The sequence below is a fragment of the Sulfitobacter maritimus genome (genome assembly GCF_013346665.1).
Classification (GTDB): domain Bacteria; phylum Pseudomonadota; class Alphaproteobacteria; order Rhodobacterales; family Rhodobacteraceae; genus Sulfitobacter; species Sulfitobacter maritimus.
On the sequence record NZ_JABVBB010000028.1, the window covers coordinates 41,640 to 56,413 of the forward strand.

Consider the following 14,774-nt stretch of genomic DNA (forward strand, 5'->3'; position numbering starts at 1 on the left):
CCGCAGGGGCGGGATCAGTGCGGCATGACCGAAGCCGCGTCTTCGCCGCCCAGCCACATCTTTTCGAGCTGGTAGAACTCACGCACTTCGGGGCGGAACACATGCACGACGACATCACCGGTGTCGATCAAGACCCAGTCGCCCGTGTCACGGCCTTCCATCTTGGACGTACGTCCGGTGGCGTCTTTGACGGCCTGCGCCAGCTTTTCCGAGATCGAAGACACTTGCCGCGAAGAGCGGCCCGAGCAGATCACCATATAGTCGCCGATGGCCGTCTTGCCGCGCAGATCGATCTGCACGATGTCTTCGGCCTTGTCGTCATTCAGCGAGGAAAGGATAAGCGCCAGCAGGTCGTCGCTGGTTGCGATTTGCGAGGCGGCTGTCATTGCGGCCCCATGGTCAGCAGCCTGCGCTGCGTCAACGTTAAGAGACAGGACATTGTCCTCCTTCGTAATGCACCATCAATGCTGAACGCTTGCCCCGGTGCCGAGCAGCCCTAATTTAGCGACCCAAGGGGCATTTTTCAATGGATCGCGTGTCAGGAGCGTTAACCGTGGCGCAAATCCCCGCTTAGTCCGGCAGATCGCGCGGGGCTGGGCGGCGCGAGAGCGCCAGCTGGCTGTCTTCAAGCACTTTTACCTCGCGCTGCGGGAAGGGGATGGAGATGCCGTTTTCCTTAAACGCATCCCAAAGAGCCAGATAGACATTGCCGCGAATGTTGGTGAGCCCGCCGGTCGGGTCCTTGATCCAGAAGCGCAGGATATAATCCACCGACGAATCGCCAAAGCCGACGATATGGCAGACCGGCGCCTTGTAGCTCAGCACCCGATCGACGCTTTTGGCCGCCTGCACCGCTAATTTGCGCACCAGATGCGGGTCATCAGCATAGGCGGTGCCAAAGAAGATATCGAGCCGCACAAAGTCATTCGAATGCGACCAGTTCACCACCTGTCCGGTTATGAGGTCTTCGTTCGGGATCAGGTATTCCTTGCCGTCCCGCGTAACGACAGACGCATAGCGCGCGCCGAGCGTTTGAATCCAGCCAAAGGTCTCGCCCAGAGAAATCACATCCCCCGGCTTGATCGACTTATCCAGCAGGATGATCACGCCGGAGACAAGGTTCGACACGACCTTTTGCAGGCCAAAGCCAAGGCCCACACCAATCGCGCCCGACAGCACCGCGAGGCCGGTAAGGTCGATTCCAACCGCCCGCACTCCGATAAAGAAGGCCAGCCCATAGAGCAGGATCTGCACGCCTTTCACGGCCAGCACCTGCATAGAGGGGCTAATGTCTTCGTTCTTGCGGATCGTCGCAGCGGTGGTGGTGGAGATCAGCCGCGCCATGGTTAGCAGCGCCCCAACCACCACTAGCGCAGTCAGGATCGCGAGCGCCGAGACGCGGAATTCGCCAATCTGTAGGGCCAGCCCGTCCAGAAACACGGCCACTTCATCGGTGACGTTAAGCATATAGAGCGTGGCGTAGATCCACAGACCCCATGTCACCATGCGCCGCAGCAGGCGGTTGCGCACCAATCGTGCGGCAAAGGCAATGCCGACATAGATGGTCGCTAGCGTCGCCGCCAAGCCGATGAGGTAGGAGCGCGACGGCCAAGTAACGTTCTGCATCACTTGATAGAGCAGTCCTGCCAGCACCGCGAACCACATCAGCCCCAGCCGCCGCCGGACCTGCACCACCACGCGCAGTTGCCACTTCGACCAGCCCTCGCGCGAGCGGACCCAGTTTTGCAGCATATTGCCCGTGACCCGGTGCAGCACCCACGCCAGTGCCACCAGCACCAGCAAGATCAGGATTTGGTTTTGCCGCCAACCGGGGCTGAGGATGCTCTCGCCAAAACCCAGCACCCCATCGAACAGCGCTTTGAGCGAAACGAGGAAGTTCGCAAAGGGGTGGTTCTCTGGGATCATGCGCGGCCTTTGTTCTGCGGATGATCAGCGTGGCACAGCCCCCGCCGTGGGGCAAGAACACCCTGCATCGCTGGCAGCGGCCTTTGCCCCCCGATCACAGCTTGCGAGATGGGCCAAGGCTCTGTATCCCTTGGCCCATGATACTGGTGTTTGATCTTTGCGACCGTGCGCGTCTGCGCGAACGCTTCTTCGGGGCGGCGCATAGCGTTCTCGCACGGCTGTAAGCCCGCGACCCGCCACACCCTTTGCCATTCCAAACCACGGGAGAGGACCATCATGTCCCCCAAGACGCTCTATGACAAAATCTGGGACGCCCATGTCGTCCATGAAGCCGATGACGGCACCTGCCTGCTTTATATCGACCGCCATCTGGTCCACGAAGTAACCAGCCCGCAGGCCTTTGAAGGGCTGCGCATGTCGGGCCGCACGGTGCGCGCGCCGGACAAGACCATCGCCGTGCCGGATCACAACGTGCCCACCACCGAGGGCCGCGAAGACCCTGAAGCGATGACCGAGGACAGCCGCATTCAGGTCTCGGCGCTCGACAAAAACGCGCGCGAGTTTGGCGTGCATTACTACCCGGTGTCGGACATTCGTCAGGGCATCGTCCATATCGTCGGCCCCGAGCAGGGCTGGACCCTGCCCGGCATGACCGTGGTCTGCGGCGACAGCCACACTGCGACCCACGGCGCTTTCGGAGCGCTGGCCCATGGGATCGGCACCTCTGAGGTTGAACACGTCCTTGCCACCCAGACGCTGATCCAGCGCAAGGGCAAGAACATGAAGGTCGAGATCACCGGCAAGCTGCGCCCCGGTGTCACGGCCAAGGACATCACCCTTTCCGTCATCGGTGCCACCGGCACTGCGGGCGGCACCGGCTATGTCATCGAATATTGCGGCGAAGCGATCCGCGACCTGTCGATGGAAGGCCGCATGACCGTCTGCAACATGGCGATTGAAGGCGGCGCACGCGCGGGCCTGATCGCGCCTGACGAAAAGACCTTCGAGTATTGCAAAGGCCGCCCGCACGCTCCGAAAGGTGCACAATGGGAAGCGGCGATGGACTGGTGGAAAACCCTCTTCTCTGATGAGGACGCGCATTGGGACAAGGTCGTGACGCTGAAAGGCGAAGACATCGCCCCGGTCGTCACATGGGGCACCTCGCCCGAAGACGTGCTGCCGATCACTTCGGTCGTCCCCGCGCCGGAAGATTTCAAAGGCGGCAAGGTCGACGCGGTGAAACGTGCGCTCGAGTATATGGACCTGAAACCGGGCCAGAAACTCACCGATATCGAGATCGACACCGTCTTCATCGGCTCTTGCACCAACGGCCGCATCGAAGACCTGCGGGCCGCTGCCGAAGTGCTCAAGGGCAAGAAGATTAAAGACGGTCTGCGCGCCATGGTCGTGCCGGGCTCGGGTCTCGTCCGTGCTCAAGCCGAAGAAGAAGGGCTGGCGGATATCTTCAAAGAGGCCGGTTTCGAATGGCGTCTTGCGGGCTGCTCCATGTGTCTGGCGATGAACCCCGACCAGCTTGCCCCCGGCGAACGCTGCGCGGCCACATCAAACCGCAACTTCGAGGGGCGTCAGGGCTACAAAGGCCGCACACATCTTGTGTCGCCCAGCATGGCCGCCGCAGCTGCGCTGACCGGCCATCTGACCGACGTGCGCGAATTGGCGTGAGCATGCGGGGCATGGATACCAGCCGTGTTGCGCAGCGCTCAGTCAGCCTTGCGCAGCTCGCTGCCGGACTTCAGCACTTCGCTGCCGTCGTCCTGCTCGATCTTATAGGCCGGTTCGTCATCGCTTGCGTTGCGGGTCACCTCGCTGCCCTGCAGCTTCAGCGTGATCTTCTGCGTGTATTTCTTGACGATCTTGCCGGTCCCCGTGCCATTGCCCCAGTCCCATTCCACCTTCGTGCCGGTTTGGTACGACATGCCATGCCCTCCTGATATCCAATAGCCAGAAACGCGCCGCAGGACGGCAAAGTTCCGGCGAGACCAAAGGACAACCCGATGGAAAAGTTTACAGAAATCACCGGCACCGCGGCCCCCATGCCGCTGGTGAACATCGACACCGACATGATCATCCCCAAGGTGTTCCTCAAGACGATCAAACGCTCTGGCCTTGGGGTCAACCTCTTTGACGAGATGCGTTATGACCGTGAAGGCAATGAGATCCCCGATTTCGTGCTGAACAAACCGCAATACCGCGACGCGCAGATTCTCGTGGCGGGCGACAACTTCGGCTGTGGCTCTTCGCGCGAACACGCGCCTTGGGCGATCAAAGACTTCGGCATCCGCTGCGTCATCGCGCCGAGCTTTGCCGATATTTTCTACAACAACTGCTTCAAAAACGGCATCTTGCCCATCGCGCTGCCACAAGAGCAGGTCGATGTGCTGATGAAAGACGCCGAAAAAGGCTCCAACGCGCGGATGACCATTGATCTCGAAGGGCAGACTGTCACCACATCGGATGGCGAGCAGTTCTCCTTCGAAGTCGACGCCTTTAAAAAGCACTGCCTGCTCAATGGTCTGGACGACATTGGTCTGACGCTTGAGAAAGGCGCGGCGATCGACAGCTATGAGGATTCGCTTAATCAAAGCCGTCCGTGGGTTTAACACTCGGCATTTAAACTCAACTTGTGGGCGTATATCCTGCGCCCACAAGATGTTGCGGCCTGCCATCAATCCGCCACGGAATTGATGCAAGAACGCACCACCCATTCCCTCAAAATACCCCAGAACTGCGCTGTTCTTTCCACGAAGCCTTGAGGCATGAGTGGAAAGAAGGCAAAAATTGGACAAGAATGAGGCGTGCTCCGCAGCCGGGGCAGAACAAGTTGGGATAAGCACGCGGCAACGAATCGCGGCTGGCCAGTTTGGAAGGGCAGAATAGTGATTGGACGTATGACAGGCGCGGCAACGCGTGGCCTATTGGTGGCGCTATTGATCGCCATACCCGCGCTTTTGCTGCCCGGCTCTGATGCCGAAGCCAGTCAGATCACGCTTCTGGTCGCCTTTGTCGCCGCTATGCTGACGTTCCTTGAGTATAACTCCCGTCTGCCCAGCATCGTTGAGTTCCGCGATGCGCCGCCGTTCAACCGGCTGCGTTTCATGAGCCTGATCTTCACCGTTCTCGTGCTATCGCTGATCGCGCGTGGGCAGACCTATCCGACCATGCTGACCACCGGCCTGACCTCGCTTGGCACCATTCTAGGCAATGCGGTCGATTTTCCCTATTCGCCGGTGCGGCTGGTGGTGCTGATGCTGCCCGCAGATGCCAGCGGCGATACGGTCAATCTGGTGCGCACTTCGGCGGGCTTGGCCTATCTGGTCTCGCTCGTGGCTCTGGCCGCGTTCCTAGTGTTGGTGCGGGTGATGGGCTGGCCTGCCCGTCAGGGCGCCTTCAACGTCTGGGTCAACCTCCCGCTCTTTGATCCCACCGCCGGGGGCGATGTGCTACACCGCCTGCAACGTGACGCGCGGATCAATATCGCGCTTGGCTTTCTCCTGCCGTTTTTGATCCCCGCAGTGGTCAAGGCCGCCGCTGATCTGGTAGTGCCGATCTCAGTGAGCAATTCGCAAACCATGATCTGGACAATAAGCGCATGGGCCTTTCTTCCTGCCAGTATGATCATGCGGGGCATCGCCATGGGGCGGGTGGCCGAGATGATCCAAGACAAACGCCGTCGCGCCTATGCCGACGCGCATTTGCAGGCCGCCTGATCCGCGCATTTCTGCCTGTCCTGCTGTTGCTCGCAGGTTGGGCGCAGGCCGAACCGCTGCGCATCGCTACCTTCAACACCGAACTCTCGCGCAAAGGGCCGGGGCTGCTCCTGCGCGACATCCTGCGCGGCAACGACCCAGCCGTAGGTTCTGTCGTGAAAGCCATCCGCTCGGTTGCGCCAGACATCATCGTTCTGCAAGGGGTCGACTACGATCTTGAAAACCGCGCCCTGAACGCATTGGCCGACCAGTTGGCAGTTGCAGGTCTTTCCTATCCCCACCGTTTTGCAGCACCCCCGAATGCAGGCTTGCAAAGCGGCGCCGACCTTGATGGTGACGGAAAACAGGGCAGGGCAGGGGACGCTCAGGGCTATGGGCGATTCTTTGGCCAAGGCGCCATGGCGGTCCTGTCGCGCCATCCTTTCGCCCATGACAAGCTACAAGATTTCAGCACCCTGCTTTGGAAAGACCTGCCCGGCACGCTATACCCGATGAACGACGGCAAACCCTTCGCTGGGGCCAAAGCCTTTGCCACCCAGCGTTTGTCGTCCAACAGCCATTGGTCAATGCTCGTTCAAACGCCCAGATTTGGCCCTGTCACCCTCCTCACTTATCACGCGACACCCCCGGTCTTTGACGGACCCGAAGACCGAAATGGCCGCCGCAACCACGATGAAACAGCATTCTGGCTGCATCACCTAGAGGGCCGCATCGGCACCCCGCCTGATGGCCCCTTCGTGCTGCTGGGCGATGCCAATCTCGACATAGACCGCAGCGAGGGCAGGGCAGACGCGCTTCAATCCCTGCTGACCGACCCCAAACTGCAAGATCCGCTGCCCGACACACCCACCGTCAAATGGGAGAGCACCGGCCCCATGCGCGTCGACTACATCCTCCCGTCACAAGACTGGCAGATCATCGATGCTGGCCTCCACTGGCCTGCTGGCGAGAATACCAGCCGCCACGCGCTGATCTGGGTTGATCTCACCCGCCGATAGCCGCCTATCTTGACCCTCCGGAACCCGCAGGCTACCCCCTTTGCAACCGTATTTTCAGGAGTTTCCCATGGCCAACCCATCCTTGCTCATCCTCCCCGGCGACGGCATCGGCCCCGAGGTCATGGCGCAGGTCACGCGCATCATCGACTGGTTCGGCGAAAAGCGCGATCTTGCCTTCGACGTTGAGCATGATCTGGTCGGCGGTGCGGCCTATGACAAACACGGCACCCCCCTGCATGACGACACAATGGCCCGCGCGCTCGAAGTCGACGCGGTGCTCCTTGGTGCCGTCGGTGGCCCGAAATACGACGACCTCGACTTCTCCGTAAAACCCGAACGCGGCCTCCTGCGTCTGCGCAAGGAAATGGACCTCTTCTCCAACCTGCGCCCTGCACAATGCTTTGACGCGCTGGCGGATTTCTCCTCGCTCAAAAAAGACGTGGTCGCGGGCCTCGACATCATGATCGTGCGCGAACTGACCTCCGGCGTCTATTTCGGCGAACCGCGCGGCATCTTCGAAGAAGGCAATGAACGCGTCGGCATCAACACGCAGCGCTATACTGAAAGCGAGATCGAACGCGTCGCCCGCTCCGCTTTTGAACTCGCCCGTCGCCGCGGCAACAAAGTCTGCTCGATGGAAAAAGCCAATGTGATGGAAAGCGGCATCCTCTGGCGCGAAGTCACCCAACGGGTCCGCGACGCCGACTACCCCGATGTCGAACTCAGCCACATGTACGCCGACAATGGCGCCATGCAATTGGTCCGTGCCCCTAAACAGTTCGACGTCATCGTCACCGACAACCTCTTCGGCGACATCCTCAGCGACTGCGCCGCCATGCTCACCGGCAGCCTCGGCATGCTGCCCTCGGCCAGCCTCGGCGCGCCCAATGCCGATGGCCGCCCCAAAGCGCTCTATGAACCCGTCCACGGCTCCGCCCCCGACATCGCGGGCCAAGGCAAAGCCAACCCGATCGCCTGTATCCTCAGCTTCGCCATGGCACTGCGCTACTCCTTCGACCAAGGCGAAGAAGCCGCGCGTCTGGAAAAAGCAGTCGAACAAGCACTGGCCGACGGCGCTCGCACGCCCGACCTCATGGGCCCCGAGGGCGGCACCCCGATCACGACCGAGGGAATGGGCAACGCCATCATCAAAGCCCTCGACGCCAGCCTATAAAACACCACGGCGGGGCTCACACCCCGCCCCCTACCTTCATCCTTTGAAAAATACCCGCGGGGGAATCGCGCTCTGCGCGATGGGGGCGGCGCCCCCACCCACGATTGCGGAGCTGCTCGACAGTGGCCGACAGCCGTGACTTCATCCTAAGAAAATGATGATGAGGTCGGTCGGCGAAAACGCCGACCCGTTATATTTCCGTAACCGCTTCAGAAGGTTGCAATTAACGGCCGGACAGCGCCACTTCTTCATCCCGTCAACAAGCCCACGGCGCTTACAGCCACCTTGCTACGCCCCGCAATATCGGGCTGCGCTGATCTCCACCGCTCGTCGCGCAGCGTTAATCCCAAACTGCTTGGGTCAGTCCTGACGATAGGTCGGATGAAACAACCCGCCGGGCGACAGGGTGAAAATCTCAACCCCATCTTCCGTCACGCCCACCGAGTGCTCAAATTGAGCCGAGAGCGACTTGTCCCGCGTCACCGCGGTCCAATCATCGGCCAGCGTCTTGGTCTCGGCGCGGCCAAGGTTCACCATCGGCTCAATGGTAAAGAACATGCCCGGCTCCAGCACAGCCCCGGTGCCGGGGCGGCCATAGTGCAGCACGTTGGGCGGCGCGTGAAAGACCTGTCCCAAGCCATGACCACAGAAATCGGTCACAACGGACATGCGGTGGCTTTCGACAAAGGTCTGGATCGCATGGCCGATATCGCCAAAGGTGTTGCCCGGCTTCACCGCCTCAATTCCACGCATCAAGCTGTCGTGCGTGACATTGATCAACCGCTCCGCCTTGCGCGACAGTTTGCCCGCGACATACATGCGGCTGGTGTCGCCAAACCATCCGTCGACGATGACGGTCACGTCGATGTTCAGGATGTCACCGTCTTTCAGCTTCTTGTCGCTCGGAATGCCGTGGCAAACCACGTGGTTCACCGAAATGCAGCTGGCGTGTTGATAGCCTTTGTACCCAATGGTCGCGGATTTCGCACCGGCGGCGTTGACCTTTTCTTCGATCAGCTTATCGAGCGTGCCAGTGGTCTGCCCCGGAAAGACATGCTCCGCGATCTCATCAAGGATCGTGGCAGCCAAGCGGCCTGCCGCATGCATCCCAGCGTGATCAGAAGGCTCGTAAATGCGAATGCCGTCGCGCGTCTGGCGGCCTCGGTGTGCGTTGTTCACCGCTCTCTCCATCTTGTGTTCGCTCCTGTTTAGCGTGGCTTTCGAGGGAGGGCCAGTGCAGCTCAGCCCAGAAGGGTAAGTGGTTCGGCCAATGTCACGGCCTGCGGAGTGATATGGGTGCCGATGGCATAGGTTTCCAGCCCTGCCGCACGGGCGGCCTCAAAGGCAGCGGCATAGGTCGGGTCTATATCTGCGGCCAGTTGCATCCGCCCGCAGTCGGTGCGCTGCACCAAGTAGAGCAGTACGGCCCGCTGTCCCGCCTGCGCGATCTTCGCCAATTCGCCCAGATGTTTCGCCCCGCGTGCGGTCACGCTATCGGGAAATTCAGCCAATCCGGCGCGGCGCGATAGGGTGACCGATTTCACCTCCACATAGGCATCAGGCAAGCCGTCCCCGCGCAGCAGGAAATCAATGCGGGAGTTCGCGCCGTATTTCACCTCTGGCCGCACCTCTGTATAGGCCGCCAGTGGTGCCACTTCCCGCGCGACCAGCGCGGCCTTCATCGCGCGGTTGGGCAGGGCGGTATCGACGCCGGTGAAATGACCGTTCTCATGATCGACCAGCCGCCAGCCGTAGTTCAGCTTTTTCTTCGGATCGTCGTTCGGCTCCAGCCAGATCCGGCTGCCCGGTTCCACCAGCCCCATCATCGAGCCGGGATTGGCGCAATGGGCAATCACCTCTTCGCCGGTATCTTCCAGAACGCAATCGGCCAGAAAGCGTTTGTAACGGCGGATCAGCCGGGCGGGGACAAGTTGGGTTTGAAAGCGCATGGGGCGCGGCCTATACCGAAGTTGAGCCATCCTCAAGGAGCTGCCCCATGCCCAACCCCACCGCTGCGATGATTGTCATTGGCGACGAAATCTTGTCCGGCCGCACACGCGACAGCAATATGCATCACCTCGCCGGGGCGCTGACAGATGTGGGTATTGATCTGAAAGAGGTCCGCGTCGTCTCAGACGATCACGGGGCGATCATCGCGGCTGTGCAGGCGCTCTCAGTCGCCTATACCCATGTCTTTACCTCAGGCGGCATTGGTCCGACCCACGACGACATCACCGCCGATTGCGTCGCTGCCGCCTTTAACCGCGAGATCGACGTACGCGATGATGCCCGCCAGATTTTGGCCGAACATTACGCGCGTGCGGGGACCGAGCTGAACGACGCCCGCCTGCGCATGGCGCGTATCCCTGAGGGGGCGACGCTGATTGAAAACCCGATCTCTGCCGCGCCGGGATTTGTCGTCGAAAACGTGCATGTCATGGCCGGGGTGCCTGTGGTATTCGAAGCGATGGTTGCCAGCGTCTTGCCGGGCCTCACCGGGGGGCGTCCCTTGACCAGCCAGACTCTGCGTATTGACCGGGGCGAGGGTGATATCGCCGGGCCGCTGGGGGCTTTGGCGCAGGAATATCCGCGTTTGTCGATGGGCAGCTATCCATTCCAGAAAGACGGCATCTATGGCGCCCATGTGGTGATCCGGGGCAGCGATCCGGGGATGGTTGAGGCCGCGATGGACAAGCTCAAGGCTGCCTTCGCATGAGCAACGCGCAGCCGTTCTATGATGCGGGGGAGGCGACATGGCCTGCGGCACGGCGGTTTGATCTGGGGCCATGGACCCTGCGCGACGGGCAGGGCGGGGGCAAGCGCGTTTCAGCCGCGACAGCGCGGGCGTCGGTGACGGAGGATGACATTCCCCAAGCCGAAACCGCCATGCGCGAGATGGGTCAGCGCCCGCTTTTCATGCTCCGCGAAGGGGACGACGCGGTTGACGCTTTGCTGGCCGCGCGCGGTTATGAAACGTTGGACCCGACCACCATTCTCAACATGCCGCTGCGCAACCTGACCGATGTGCCGATCCCTCCGGTCACCGCCTTTTGCATTTGGGAGCCACTGGCGATCATGACCGAAGTCTGGGCGGCTGGCGGTATCGGGCCTGCGCGGCTTGCCGTCATGGACCGCGCCGCGACCAAGACCGGCCTCCTTGCGCGGTGGAACGAGAAACCCGCTGGCGTTGCCTTTGCCGGGGTGCATGGCGACATCTGCATGGTCCATGCGGTTGAGGTCTTGCCCCACCAGCAGCGCCAAGGCGTTGCTACATGGATCATGCGTGCCGCGGCGCACTGGGGACAGGCACAGGGGGCGAGCCAACTGTCGGTGCTCTGTGTCGAGGCCAATGCCCGCGCACAGGCGCTCTATGCCAAGCTGGGCTTTGCCCCGGTGGGGCGCTATCATTATCGTCAAAGCACAGAGTGAAGGATACGACCATGGCCAATGACATGCCCACCGCCCTCGATCTGCCGATGGTCGATCCGCTGCCTGAGGCGACGCAAAAGTACTTTGACGTCTGTCAGGAAAAGCTCGGCATGGTGCCAAATGTGCTGCGCGCCTATGCCTTTGACATCGACAAGCTGAACGCCTTTACCGGCATGTATAACGACCTGATGCTCGGCGACAGCGCATTGACAAAACTTGAGCGTGAGATGATCGCGGTGGCGGTGTCCTCGGTCAACAAATGCTACTACTGCCTTGTGGCCCATGGGGCGGCGGTACGTGAAATGTCAGGCGATCCGCAACTGGGCGAGGCGCTGGTGATGAACTACCGCGTGGCCAAGATCAGTGCCAAACAGCGCGCCATGCTGGATTTCGCGGTCAAGCTGACCGAGGCGAGTGCCAAAGTCGAGGAAGCCGACCGTCAGGCGCTGCGCGATGTGGGTTTCACCGACCGCGACATCTTCGACATCGCCAGCGTGGCGGGTTTCTTTAACATGACCAACCGTGTGGCAAGCGGCACCGATATGCGTCCGAACGACGGTTACCACGCGCAGGCACGATGATCCGCGCGGGCCTTGGCGCGGCTCTCTTCGCGCTGGTTCTTGCGGTGCCGGCAGCGGCGCTAGACCTTGCGCTGCCCAGTACCGCGCGGATGACGGCAGAGCGCAATATTTCGCCAGATCGCTATGCCGCCCCCGTGGGCGTCTTTGCTGATGGGCAGGTGGCGCGGGTGACTGTTGACGGCGATGTGCGCCGCGCGGCATGGCGGCTCGACACGCCCGGTCTGACCGCTTTGCAAGTGATGCGCCCCCTGCGACGACAGCTGACCGAGGCAGGCTATGAAATCGCGCTCGACTGTGCAGCCAAGGAATGTGGCGGCTTTGACTTTCGCTTTGCCATTGAGGTGCTGCCGGGGCCGAATATGTACGTCAATCTGCGGTCCTACCACGTCGTCACCGCCCTGCGTCGGGATGCGGGCGGGGTGCCCAGCCAAGTGGTGAATCTCCTGGCCAGCACCGCTGCAACTTCGGCCTATGTGCAGATCATCCAAGCCAGCAGCGCAGAGGCGTCCGAGGCGGACCTGACCGAGATCACGCCAGAGCCAACCGCTGCGGCGCCGATCTCTCCCGACACGGGCGACCTTGCCGCGCTTTTAAAACGCGACGGACGACTGGTGCTGGAGCGATTGGAGTTTGAAACCGGAACATCAGACCTTGGCGCTGGCCCTTTCGATAAGCTGGAGCAATTGGCCGAGCTGCTAAGGGCCGAACCCGGTTTGCGGGTTGCGTTGGTGGGGCATACCGATGCGGTGGGCGGGCTGGAGCCTAATATCGCCCTCTCGCGAAGGCGAGCCGAAGCGGTCCGGCAGCGGTTGATCGGCGCCCATGGCGTCGCGGCCGGACGGATCGAGGCGCAAGGCGCGGGCTATCTTGCGCCCCGCGCCAGCAACCTGACCAAAGCGGGCCGCGAAGAGAACCGTCGTGTCGAAGTGGTGCTGCTTTCGGCTGAGTGACCGCTATTTCGCGACCGTCATTTGCGTGGCGAGCAGCAAGTTCGTCTCGCTTGATGTCACCCCCTGAATACGGCGGATATTGCCCAGCACACGGTCAAGTTCCTCGACTGTTTCGGTGCCTGTCTCAACGATCAGATCCCATTTGCCATTGGTCGCGTGTATTGCCTGCACAGCGGGCATCCCGGCCAGCAGGCGTTTGATCCGGTCGGTGCCTGCCCCTTCGATTGCAAGCAAGGTATGGCCCCGGATCGGGCTGTGCTGCATGTCCTCTTTAAGGATCAGCGTGAAGCCCAAGATCGCGCCCGATGACACCAGCCGCTCAACCCGCGCCCGCACTGTGACCCGCGACAGGCCGGTGGTCGCGGCAAGGGCGGAATAGGACATCCGCGCGTCGCGGCGCAGTTCTGCGATGATCTTGTGGTCGATCTCATCCATTTGGTGACCCTTCGCTTACGCCCGCGCCCGCCAACGCTCAAGGATGTGCCGCGCGGTCATCAGGTCCAGATGCGCGCCGCCACCATTCTTGAACAGGGTGATTTCGTCGTCGCTCTGGCGGGTGAAGCGCGGCAGGTCGTAATAATCCGCAATCAGGTGCTCGCGCGCGATCGTGCCTGCGTCAAGCGGGATGTTGATTTCACCGATGTGACCGATGGTGGTGTCGAAACTGTCCACAAAGACCCGAGACCGCTGCATCGCCGCGTCGTCAACTTCGCGCATGTCGGGGCGGTAGGCGCCGATAAGGTCGATATGCTGGCCGGGTTGCAGCCACGCACCCTCGATCAGCGGGTCGGTCGACATGGTGGCGGAGGTAACGATATCGGCGGCACGCACGGCCTGTTCAAGATCGGTCGCCACATTGATCTTGAGTTCAGCCGCCATCGCCTCGGCGTTCTTTGCAGTGCGGTTCCAGACGGTGAAACGCGCCTTTGGGAATGCGGCAGAATAGGCGGCATGCAATGCCCGCCCTTGGGTACCTGCGCCGACGATCAGGATGTTCTCGCTCTCGGGCCGCGCCAGCCGGCGGGCAGCGAGCAGGCTGTCTCCGGCGGTTTTCCATTTGGTGACGAGGTGGAAGTCGACAATGGCCGCCAGCGTGCCGGTCTCATCGTCAAAGAGCGACACGCCGCCGTTGACCATCGGCACCTCGCGGTCCGGATTGCCGGGAAAGATCGTGGCGGATTTCACCGCGATGCCCAGCCCGTCGATCCACGCGGCGCGGCTCAGGAGCGTGTCCTTGCCGCGATAGAGGAAGGTGTCGCCGATCTCGGCCTTGGGGAGGTCGTGACCTGCCGCCAGCGCCTCGGTAAGCGCGATCCAGTCCAGCAGCGCTTCGCCCTCGTCGAAAGAGATATTGGGGATAACGGTCATGCGGCTTCCTCCCGGCTTAGCAACCCGGCGGCGACGAGACGGTCTGCCCAGCCCTGCGGCCCGGTGAAGTGATGTGTCTGCCAGCCGCGTGCAGCAGCGGCGGCGATGTTGTCGGCGCGGTCATCGGTAAAGAGCAACGCTTGCGCAGGCAGGCCGCTGCCTTGCTCTACCGCCTCGTAGATGGCGGGGGCAGGTTTGATCATGCCGAGGTGACCTGAGATAAAATCGCGGTCGAACTGCCGCAGGAAGGGGTAGTGCGTCGCCGCGTGGTCATAGCTCTGAATGCCGAAATTGGTGAGCGAGAAGACCGGCACGCCGCGCGCCTGCAGCGCCTTCATCAGCCGCAAGGAATGGTCGATCACCGGGGCGGCCATTTCGATCCAGCGGTCGTGCCAAAGGCGAATTTCATCGCGCCAGTCGGCGTATTCGTCGGCGGTGGCATAGATCGTGTCGCGGAAGTTTTCGCCGCTGTCGACGCGGTCATTCATGCCATGCAAATCGACGGCATCGAACATGGCGCGGCGGCGGTCCGCGCCGATGACGCTGTCGTAAAAGCGTTCCGGTTGCCATTCGATCAGCACATTGCCGATGTCGAACACCACGGCTTGCGGTTTCATCCT

General features: G+C 61.6%; 17 protein-coding genes. 9 read left to right on the plus strand and 8 right to left on the minus strand.

The genetic code is table 11. The features are described 5' to 3' along the window. Nucleotides 1-14 precede the first annotated feature (14 nt). Entirely contained in the window at nt 15-386 is a 372-nt protein-coding gene (gene rsfS / locus HTT03_RS08300) for a ribosome silencing factor (protein ID WP_174859382.1), read from the minus strand. Nucleotides 387-570: 184 nt separating this feature from the next. Then, nucleotides 571-1,926 carry a mechanosensitive ion channel family protein gene (locus HTT03_RS08305; RefSeq protein WP_174859383.1) on the minus strand — a complete coding sequence of 452 codons (1,356 nt, stop codon included), beginning with the start codon at nt 1,924-1,926 and terminating at the stop codon, nt 571-573. Nucleotides 1,927-2,202: 276 nt separating this feature from the next. Here HTT03_RS08305 and leuC point away from each other — a divergent pair, with 276 nt between their 5' ends. Then, complete coding sequence (leuC, locus tag HTT03_RS08310; protein WP_174859384.1) at nt 2,203-3,609, plus strand: 3-isopropylmalate dehydratase large subunit; 1,407 nt, start codon at nt 2,203-2,205, stop codon at nt 3,607-3,609. Between the two features lie 38 nt (nt 3,610-3,647). Here the strand turns inward: leuC and HTT03_RS08315 are convergent, their stop codons facing one another. Beyond that, nucleotides 3,648-3,863, minus strand: a complete 216-nt coding sequence (locus HTT03_RS08315; RefSeq protein WP_174859385.1) for a hypervirulence associated TUDOR domain-containing protein — start codon at nt 3,861-3,863, stop codon at nt 3,648-3,650. Nucleotides 3,864-3,941: 78 nt separating this feature from the next. On the opposite strand from HTT03_RS08315, the gene leuD reads away from it, so the two are divergent. The 4 genes from leuD to leuB all read left to right on the plus strand — a co-directional run bounded on the left by leuD (nt 3,942) and on the right by leuB (nt 7,826). Next, nucleotides 3,942-4,547, plus strand: coding sequence for a 3-isopropylmalate dehydratase small subunit (gene leuD, locus HTT03_RS08320; protein WP_174859386.1), 606 nt, complete (start codon nt 3,942-3,944; stop codon nt 4,545-4,547). 276 nt (nt 4,548-4,823) lie between these two features. Further along, complete coding sequence (locus tag HTT03_RS08325; protein ID WP_343035749.1) at nt 4,824-5,654, plus strand: hypothetical protein; 831 nt, start codon at nt 4,824-4,826, stop codon at nt 5,652-5,654. A 23-nt stretch (nt 5,655-5,677) separates the two neighbouring features. Then, a complete protein-coding gene (locus tag HTT03_RS08330; protein WP_246253404.1) occupies nt 5,678-6,652 on the plus strand; it encodes an endonuclease/exonuclease/phosphatase family protein in 975 nt (324 codons plus the stop codon). A gap of 67 nt (nt 6,653-6,719) precedes the next feature. Continuing rightward, on the plus strand, nt 6,720-7,826 hold the full coding sequence (gene leuB / locus HTT03_RS08335) for a 3-isopropylmalate dehydrogenase (RefSeq protein WP_174859388.1): 1,107 nt from the start codon (nt 6,720-6,722) through the stop codon (nt 7,824-7,826). A gap of 360 nt (nt 7,827-8,186) precedes the next feature. Here leuB and map read toward each other — a convergent pair whose 3' ends face one another. Continuing rightward, on the minus strand, nt 8,187-9,017 hold the full coding sequence (gene map, locus HTT03_RS08340; RefSeq protein WP_174859389.1) for a type I methionyl aminopeptidase: 831 nt from the start codon (nt 9,015-9,017) through the stop codon (nt 8,187-8,189). Nucleotides 9,018-9,067: 50 nt separating this feature from the next. Continuing rightward, nucleotides 9,068-9,775, minus strand: coding sequence for a DNA/RNA nuclease SfsA (sfsA, locus tag HTT03_RS08345; RefSeq protein ID WP_174859390.1), 708 nt, complete (start codon nt 9,773-9,775; stop codon nt 9,068-9,070). Between the two features lie 47 nt (nt 9,776-9,822). Between sfsA and HTT03_RS08350 the strand changes: the two genes are divergently transcribed. Genes HTT03_RS08350 through HTT03_RS08365 form a run of 4 tightly spaced genes read left to right on the plus strand, consistent with a single transcriptional unit; the run spans nt 9,823 to nt 12,786 of the window. Beyond that, on the plus strand, nt 9,823-10,542 hold the full coding sequence (locus HTT03_RS08350) for a competence/damage-inducible protein A (RefSeq protein ID WP_174859391.1): 720 nt from the start codon (nt 9,823-9,825) through the stop codon (nt 10,540-10,542). Continuing rightward, nucleotides 10,539-11,255: a GNAT family N-acetyltransferase gene (locus HTT03_RS08355; RefSeq protein ID WP_174859392.1), complete on the plus strand. Its 717-nt coding sequence runs from the start codon at nt 10,539-10,541 to the stop codon at nt 11,253-11,255. Before HTT03_RS08350 ends, HTT03_RS08355 begins: the two co-directional genes overlap by 4 nt. A gap of 11 nt (nt 11,256-11,266) precedes the next feature. Then, a complete protein-coding gene (locus HTT03_RS08360) occupies nt 11,267-11,836 on the plus strand; it encodes a peroxidase-related enzyme (protein WP_174859393.1) in 570 nt (189 codons plus the stop codon). Beyond that, a complete protein-coding gene (locus tag HTT03_RS08365; protein WP_174859394.1) occupies nt 11,833-12,786 on the plus strand; it encodes an OmpA family protein in 954 nt (317 codons plus the stop codon). Before HTT03_RS08360 ends, HTT03_RS08365 begins: the two co-directional genes overlap by 4 nt. A gap of 3 nt (nt 12,787-12,789) precedes the next feature. Here HTT03_RS08365 and HTT03_RS08370 read toward each other — a convergent pair whose 3' ends face one another. From HTT03_RS08370 to HTT03_RS08380, 3 genes are read right to left on the minus strand one after another with little or no spacing between them, the layout of a single operon-like run. Then, a complete protein-coding gene (locus HTT03_RS08370; RefSeq protein WP_174859395.1) occupies nt 12,790-13,221 on the minus strand; it encodes an Lrp/AsnC family transcriptional regulator in 432 nt (143 codons plus the stop codon). 15 nt (nt 13,222-13,236) lie between these two features. Continuing rightward, nucleotides 13,237-14,154: an ornithine cyclodeaminase family protein gene (locus HTT03_RS08375; protein ID WP_174859396.1), complete on the minus strand. Its 918-nt coding sequence runs from the start codon at nt 14,152-14,154 to the stop codon at nt 13,237-13,239. After that, nucleotides 14,151-14,771: an HAD family hydrolase gene (locus HTT03_RS08380; protein WP_174859397.1), complete on the minus strand. Its 621-nt coding sequence runs from the start codon at nt 14,769-14,771 to the stop codon at nt 14,151-14,153. Before HTT03_RS08380 ends, HTT03_RS08375 begins: the two co-directional genes overlap by 4 nt. Nucleotides 14,772-14,774: the final 3 nt, after the last annotated feature.

What these genes read in the sequence shown, in the direction of transcription:
- rsfS (WP_174859382.1), bottom strand. Translation starts at nt 386, where the DNA reads ATGACAGCCGCCTCGCAAATCGCAACCAGCGACGACCTGCTGGCGCTT.
- HTT03_RS08305 (WP_174859383.1), bottom strand. Translation starts at nt 1,926, where the DNA reads ATGATCCCAGAGAACCACCCCTTTGCGAACTTCCTCGTTTCGCTCAAA.
- leuC (WP_174859384.1), top strand. Translation starts at nt 2,203, where the DNA reads ATGTCCCCCAAGACGCTCTATGACAAAATCTGGGACGCCCATGTCGTC.
- HTT03_RS08315 (WP_174859385.1), bottom strand. Translation starts at nt 3,863, where the DNA reads ATGTCGTACCAAACCGGCACGAAGGTGGAATGGGACTGGGGCAATGGC.
- leuD (WP_174859386.1), top strand. Translation starts at nt 3,942, where the DNA reads ATGGAAAAGTTTACAGAAATCACCGGCACCGCGGCCCCCATGCCGCTG.
- leuB (WP_174859388.1), top strand. Translation starts at nt 6,720, where the DNA reads ATGGCCAACCCATCCTTGCTCATCCTCCCCGGCGACGGCATCGGCCCC.
- map (WP_174859389.1), bottom strand. Translation starts at nt 9,017, where the DNA reads ATGGAGAGAGCGGTGAACAACGCACACCGAGGCCGCCAGACGCGCGAC.
- sfsA (WP_174859390.1), bottom strand. Translation starts at nt 9,775, where the DNA reads ATGCGCTTTCAAACCCAACTTGTCCCCGCCCGGCTGATCCGCCGTTAC.
- HTT03_RS08350 (WP_174859391.1), top strand. Translation starts at nt 9,823, where the DNA reads ATGCCCAACCCCACCGCTGCGATGATTGTCATTGGCGACGAAATCTTG.
- HTT03_RS08355 (WP_174859392.1), top strand. Translation starts at nt 10,539, where the DNA reads ATGAGCAACGCGCAGCCGTTCTATGATGCGGGGGAGGCGACATGGCCT.
- HTT03_RS08360 (WP_174859393.1), top strand. Translation starts at nt 11,267, where the DNA reads ATGGCCAATGACATGCCCACCGCCCTCGATCTGCCGATGGTCGATCCG.
- HTT03_RS08365 (WP_174859394.1), top strand. Translation starts at nt 11,833, where the DNA reads ATGATCCGCGCGGGCCTTGGCGCGGCTCTCTTCGCGCTGGTTCTTGCG.
- HTT03_RS08370 (WP_174859395.1), bottom strand. Translation starts at nt 13,221, where the DNA reads ATGGATGAGATCGACCACAAGATCATCGCAGAACTGCGCCGCGACGCG.
- HTT03_RS08375 (WP_174859396.1), bottom strand. Translation starts at nt 14,154, where the DNA reads ATGACCGTTATCCCCAATATCTCTTTCGACGAGGGCGAAGCGCTGCTG.
- HTT03_RS08380 (WP_174859397.1), bottom strand. Translation starts at nt 14,771, where the DNA reads ATGAAACCGCAAGCCGTGGTGTTCGACATCGGCAATGTGCTGATCGAA.